Consider the following 6,301-nt stretch of genomic DNA (forward strand, 5'->3'; position numbering starts at 1 on the left):
AGGTGCGCGCGGATGACGCACGGGAGACCCCGGGCCGAACACACGGGTGATGTCGCGTGACGCGCGTCCCTCATACGGATGACGTACGTCTGTCGTATTCCGGTGGGGATGTGACGGCTCGTCCGATTGGACCGGACGGAGAGGGGCACGCGTGCGGTGTGCGGGTCCGGGCGACTTCCGTCACAGCGTGACCGTCGTGTCGCGTGCCGGCCGCGGACGGGCCGCCGCAGGTGAACCCGGGTCAAGAGTGAGTAAGACCTGGGTGAACTCCGCCCGGCCCGGTGTGCGCGACCCCCCGGGCCGCGAGTAATGTCCTCACCTGCACAGACTCATACGGCATGAACAGACGTCCGTCTCCCACCGGAGGGCCCGTTGTCCCGCTTCGCGCTCATCAAGGCAGTGCTCGGTCCGATCATGCGCCTGATGTTCCGCCCACAGGTGGAGGGCGCGGAGAACATCCCGGGCGACGGTCCCGTCATCCTGGCCGGCAATCACCTGACGTTCATCGACTCGATGATCCTGCCGCTCGTCTGCGACCGTCAGGTCGTCTTCATCGGCAAGGACGAGTACGTCACCGGCAAGGGGCTCAAGGGCCGGCTGATGGCGTGGTTCTTCACCGGCGTCGGCATGATCCCGGTCGACCGCGACGGCGGCCGGGGCGGGGTGGCGGCGCTGATGACCGGACGCCGGGTGCTGGAGGAGGGCAGGATCTTCGGCATCTACCCGGAGGGCACCCGCTCCCCCGACGGCCGGCTGTACCGGGGCCGCACCGGCATCGCCCGGCTCACCCTGATGACCGGCGCGCCCGTCGTGCCGTTCGCCATGATCGGCACGGACAAGCTCCAGCCGGGCGGCGCGGGCCTGCCCCGGCCGGGCAAGGTGACGGTCCGTTTCGGCGAGGCGATGGAGTTCTCCCGGTACGACGGCATGGGCCGTGACCGGTACGTGCTGCGCGCGGTCACCGACTCGGTGATGACCGAGGTGATGCGGCTGTCCGGGCAGGAGTACGTCGACATGTACGCCAGCAAGGCGAAGGCAGCGTAACGCAGGGCGTCGGCCCGGGCGGGGCCGCGGTCGCGCCGCGGGCGCGAGTGCAGCGCGGCCGGGCCGTGTCCACGCGGCGGAGCCGCACAGGGGAACAGCCCCGCGCCCCTCGAACCGGCCGGCCTCTCACTCTCCCGGGACGCCGTCGTCCAGGCGTTGGTCCCGGAGCACGAACCATGATGCCGCCGCCGCTGCCAGGAGGACCACGGCTCCTGTGCCCGCCGCCAGGGTGAGGCCGTCGACGAAGGCCTGGCGGGCCGCGTCCAGCAGGGGCTCGGCCGTGTGGGCGGGCAGTGCGGACGCCGCTTCCACCGCGCCGCCCAGCGACTCGTGCGCCTCGGCCGGGGTGCCCGCCGGGCCCGTGAAACCGCGGTAGACGCCGGTCACGATGGAGCCGAGTACGGCGATGCCGAGGGCCGCGCCGAGTTCGTACGCCGTCTCGAAGACGGCGGAGGCCGCGCCCGCCTGCTCCTTGGGCACGCCGGAGAGGATCACGTAGGCGGTCACCGTGCAGGAGAGACCGGCGCCCAGGCCGACCACCAGCAGCGCCGCCCCGAGCAGGGGGGCGTGCGGTTCGATTCCGGCGACCAGGCGGCGCACGGCGTCGGCGGCCGGTCCCTCGTCGGTCCGGGCCGCGGCCAGGGCGGCCTCGCACCCGGCGATCCCGAGCGCCTCCAGCGCCCGGACCAGCGCGTCCCGCCCGGCGAACTGCCGGTGCAGCGTGGCGCGGCTGATCCCGGCGGCCTCGGCGACCTCGTCCATGGTCGCGGTGGATCTGCGGGTCAGCAGGGCGGCGGCGCTGCGCAGCACATGGTCACGATCGACAGCCATGAGACGACAGCACCCCACATGAGACATGGATGTCTCAAGCGAGGCGTACGGGTCTCATGGTTGCCGTGTGAGGAAAGCCGATCGCTCAGTGCCAGGGCAGCTGTCCGCGCCGCTCCCAGTAGGTTCCCGGCTCCTCGACCAGGCCGGCGAGGCGGGACACCTGGTCGTCGGTGAGGTCGACGGCGGCGGCGTGCAGGTTGGAGGCGAGCTGGGCGGTGGTGGCCGCGCCGGAGAGGACCACGCCGGCCCACGGCTGCCGCAGGACCACCGCGAGGGCGACGGCGTCACAGCCGAGGCCGGTCTCCTCGGCGACGGACCGCAGCGCCTCCGGGGCGTGCGCGGCGGCGAGCCGGCCGTTGGCCATGCCCTCCTTGACGATCACGGTGAGCCCGGCGTCATGGGCCTCGGCGAGCGCGGGGCCGGCGGAGGTCTCCAGGGCGTTGTACGTCGACTGGACGGTACGGAAGAGGGGCTCGCCGTCGACCGTGACGGCGAGGGCGGCGCGGATGGCGTCGGCCTGGGCGGGGCCGCTGGTGGAGAAGCCGACGGTGAGGCCCCCGCCCGCCGCCTCCGCGAGCCGGGCGTGCAGCTCCTTGTCGGTGAGGGCGGGGCTCTCGGGGGTCACCGAGTGGATCTGGTAGAGGTCGAGCCGGTCCCCGAGCAGCGCCTCGGTCTCGACGCGCTGCCGCTCGTACGCCGCGAGGGAGTGGTCCTTGACCTCGTGCCGCTCGGCGTCGGTGGACCAGTCGGCGGTGTAGGTGTAGCCCCATTTGCTGCCGATGACGACGTCGTCGACGTCGGGGCGGGCCTTCAGCCAGTCGGCGAGGAACTCCTCGGAGCGGCCGTAGGAGCGGGCGGCGTCGAAGTAGCGGACGCCCTGGGCGTAGGCGGCGTCGAGGAGTTCGTGCGTGCGGGTGCGCAGCGCCTCGACGCCGCGGTTCTCTCCGAGGTCGTCGCTGCGGCCGAGGTTGATGTAGCCGGGACGGCCGATGGCGGCGAGGCCGAGGCCGAGGTGGCAGGTGGGGGTTGTCGCTGTTGCCAGCCGGGCGAAGGGCATCGCGGGCTCCGTTCGGTCGGTCCGGTACGGTTTCCGACCAACGTAACCCGCGACGACCTCGGCTTTGCTCAGGAGCCCGGTTCCCTCGGTCGTTTCGCGGGGGCGGGTGCGTGGTGGCCTGTCGCGCCCGCGTGGCGGAGCCGCACAGCGGTACGGGGCCCCGCGCCCCTGAAGGACGTCGCCCTACCGCTTCTTCGCCGTCGCCCACGCGTGCTGGGCCGCCACGTCCGCCTTCACTTCCGCCAGCTGGACCGCGACCGCGCTCGGCGCCGTGCCGCCCCGGCCGTCGCGGGAGGCGAGGGCGCCCGGGACGTTCAGGACCGACCGCACCTCCGGGGTGAGGTGGGCGGAGATCCCGGCGAACTGTTCGTCGGTCAGTTCGTCCAGTTCCTTGCCCTCGGACTCGGCGACCTTGACGCACTCGCCGGCCACCTCGTGGGCGACGCGGAACGGGACGCCCTGCTTGACCAGCCACTCGGCGATGTCGGTGGCGAGGGAGAAGCCGGCCGGGGCCAGTTCCTCCATGCGCTCGCGGTGCACGGTGAGGGTGGCCATCATGCCGGTGAAGGCCGGGAGCAGGACCTCCAGCTGGTCGATGGAGTCGAAGACCGGCTCCTTGTCCTCCTGGAGGTCGCGGTTGTACGCGAGGGGCAGCGCCTTGAGGGTGGCCATCAGACCGGTCAGGTTGCCGATCAGGCGGCCGGACTTGCCGCGCGCCAGCTCGGCGATGTCCGGGTTCTTCTTCTGCGGCATGATCGAGGAGCCGGTGGAGAAGGCGTCGTGCAGGGTCACGAAGGAGAACTCCTTCGTGTTCCAGATGATGATCTCCTCGGCGATCCGGGAGACGTTCACGCCGATCATCGCGGTGATGAAGGCGAACTCGGCGACGAAGTCGCGGGAGGCGGTGCCGTCGATGGAGTTGGCGGCGCTGCCGTGCTCGAAGCCGAGGTCCTCGGCGACGGCCTCCGGGTCCAGGCCGAGGGAGGAACCGGCGAGCGCGCCCGAGCCGTACGGGGACACGGCCGTGCGCTCGTCCCACTGGCGCAGCCGCTCGGCGTCCCGGGACAGCGCCTGGACGTGGGCGAGGACGTGGTGGGCGAAGAGCACCGGCTGGGCGTGCTGGAGGTGGGTGCGGCCGGGCATGGCCACGTCCGGGTGGGCCTCGGCGAGGCCGGTCAGCGCGTCCTGGAGGTCGGCGATCAGACCGCCGATGATCCGGGCGTGGTCCCGCAGGTACATGCGGAAGAGGGTCGCCACCTGGTCGTTGCGGGACCGGCCGGCGCGCAGCTTGCCGCCGAGGTCGGGGCCGAGGCGCTCCAGCAGGCCGCGCTCCAGGGCGGTGTGCACGTCCTCGTCGGCGATGGTGCCCGTGAAGGAGCCGTCGGCGACGTCCGCCTCCAACCGGTCGAGGCCCGCGATCATCCGGGTCAGCTCGTCCTCGGTGAGCAGCCCCGCCGCGTGCAGCACGCGGGCGTGGGCACGCGAGCCGGCGATGTCGTAGGGCGCGAGCCGCCAGTCGAAGTGGACGGACGCGGACAGCTTCGCCAGGGCCTCGGCGGGACCGTCGGCGAAACGGCCGCCCCAGAGCCGGACGTCACCGTTGTTGCTGCTCACTTGCGTGCTCCTCGAGGGTTCCGGATGTGCCGCCGCCTCCCCACGGTCGAGTGAGGAGGCGGCTGTCAGGCCAGTGCGTGGGAGGACCGTCGACCGGTCACGCCAGGTCGCGCTTGGCGGCGATCTTCGACGACAGACTGTAGATGTCGATGAAGCCCTTGGCCGCCGCCTGGTCGAAGGTGTCGCCCGTGTCGTAGGTGGCGAGGTTGAAGTCGTACAGCGACGACTCCGAGCGCCGGCCGGTGACGACGGCGCGGCCGCCGTGCAGGGTCATCCGGATGTCGCCGTTGACGTGCTGGTTGGCCTCGGTGATGAAGCCGTCCAGGGCGCGCTTCAGCGGGGAGAACCACTGGCCGTCGTAGACCAGCTCGCCCCAGCGCTGCTCGACCTGCCGCTTGTAGCGGGCGAGTTCGCGCTCGACGGTGACGTTCTCCAGCTCCTGGTGGGCGGTGATCAGGGCGATGGCGCCGGGGGCCTCGTACACCTCGCGGGACTTGATGCCGACGAGGCGGTCCTCGACCATGTCGATCCGGCCGATGCCCTGGGCGCCGGCGCGCTCGTTGAGCTGCTGGATGGCCTGGAGCACGGTGACGGGCTTGCCGTCGACGGCGACCGGCACACCCTCCTTGAAGGTGATGACGACCTCGTCGGGCTCGCGCGCCACGGCCGGGTTCTGCGTGTACTCGTAGACGTCCTCGATCGGCGCGTTCCAGATGTCCTCGAGGAAGCCGGTCTCGACGGCGCGGCCGAAGACGTTCTGGTCGATGGAGTACGGGGACTTCTTGGTGGTCGCGATCGGCAGGCCCTTGGCCTCGCAGAAGGCGATGGCCTTGTCGCGGGTCATGGCGTAGTCGCGGACCGGGGCGATGCACTTCAGGTCGGGGGCGAGGGCGACGATGCCGGCCTCGAAGCGGACCTGGTCGTTGCCCTTGCCGGTGCAGCCGTGGGCGACGGTGGTGGCGCCGTGCTTCTGCGCGGCGGCGACGAGGTGCTTGACGATCGTCGGCCGGGAGAGCGCGGAGACCAGCGGGTAGCGGTCCATGTAGAGGGCGTTGGCCTTGATCGCCGGGAGGCAGTACTCCTCGGCGAACTCGTCCTTGGCGTCCGCGACCTCGGCCTCGACGGCACCGCAGGCGAGGGCGCGCTTGCGGATGACGTCCAGGTCCTCGCCGCCCTGGCCGACGTCGACCGCGACGGCGATGACCTCGGCGCCCGTCTCCTCGGCGATCCAGCCGATGGCGACGGAGGTGTCCAGACCGCCTGAGTAGGCGAGTACGACGCGCTCGGTCACGGGTTTCTCCTCACAGTGCATTCGCTGACATGCATGAGTATGCAGTACTCCGCATGAATCGTCAATCCGCCGGTGAATCCGCGGCCGGGTTGAACATCCGAAACCGCTTTCGCGTACTTGTCGCCGGACGCAGGCGCCGCGTCGGACCGACCGAGACATCACGACAGACGACACCCGTGACACCCCGACCCAAGTGAGGCATCCGCATGTCCAGGGCCCTTCCGAAGTACAACAAGCGCCGCGTCGGCTTCATCGGCGGCGCCGCCGCGGTGGCGCTGACCGGCGCGGTGATCGCCGGCACCGCCCTCGCCGGCGAATCGTCCGGGGACGGCGGCGACGCGAACGCCCGCACACTGGCGGGACCGGGCACGGTCTCCTGCCCCCAGGTGGCCCCCGAGCTCCCCGCGGTCCCCGCCTCCGCCCGGGCCGAGGTCGAACGCAACCTCGGCGACCTCGACCAGCAG

5 protein-coding genes and 1 pseudogene are annotated in these 6,301 nt (G+C 71.7%); 2 read left to right on the top strand and 4 right to left on the bottom strand.

What is annotated here, in order from left to right; all coding sequences use genetic code 11:
- Positions 1–372 precede the first annotated feature (372 nt).
- A complete protein-coding gene (locus ADK41_RS38110) occupies positions 373–1,044 on the top strand; it encodes a lysophospholipid acyltransferase family protein (protein ID WP_030832332.1) in 672 nt (223 codons plus the stop codon).
- 126 nt (positions 1,045–1,170) lie between these two features.
- Here the strand turns inward: ADK41_RS38110 and ADK41_RS44445 are convergent, their stop codons facing one another.
- The 4 genes from ADK41_RS44445 to ADK41_RS38130 form a co-directional block, all read right to left on the bottom strand.
- The gene (locus ADK41_RS44445; RefSeq protein WP_167353514.1) at positions 1,171–1,902 is read right to left on the bottom strand and encodes a TetR family transcriptional regulator; all 732 of its coding nucleotides are present in this window, start codon (positions 1,900–1,902) and stop codon (positions 1,171–1,173) included.
- 58 nt (positions 1,903–1,960) lie between these two features.
- Positions 1,961–2,932 (bottom strand): aldo/keto reductase, encoded by a 972-nt coding sequence (locus ADK41_RS38120; RefSeq protein ID WP_030832325.1) that lies wholly within the window; start codon positions 2,930–2,932, stop codon positions 1,961–1,963.
- 183 nt (positions 2,933–3,115) lie between these two features.
- Positions 3,116–4,546 carry an argininosuccinate lyase gene (gene argH, locus ADK41_RS38125; RefSeq protein WP_030832321.1) on the bottom strand — a complete coding sequence of 477 codons (1,431 nt, stop codon included), beginning with the start codon at positions 4,544–4,546 and terminating at the stop codon, positions 3,116–3,118.
- A 97-nt stretch (positions 4,547–4,643) separates the two neighbouring features.
- Positions 4,644–5,837, bottom strand: coding sequence for an argininosuccinate synthase (locus tag ADK41_RS38130; protein WP_030832318.1), 1,194 nt, complete (start codon positions 5,835–5,837; stop codon positions 4,644–4,646).
- A 206-nt stretch (positions 5,838–6,043) separates the two neighbouring features.
- On the opposite strand from ADK41_RS38130, the pseudogene ADK41_RS38135 reads away from it, so the two are divergent.
- Positions 6,044–6,301, top strand: a pseudogene (locus ADK41_RS38135) (hypothetical protein); the annotation flags it as partial.

Origin of the sequence: Streptomyces caelestis, from assembly GCF_001279005.1 — a bacterium.
Taxonomy (GTDB): Bacteria; Actinomycetota; Actinomycetes; order Streptomycetales; family Streptomycetaceae; genus Streptomyces; species Streptomyces heliomycini.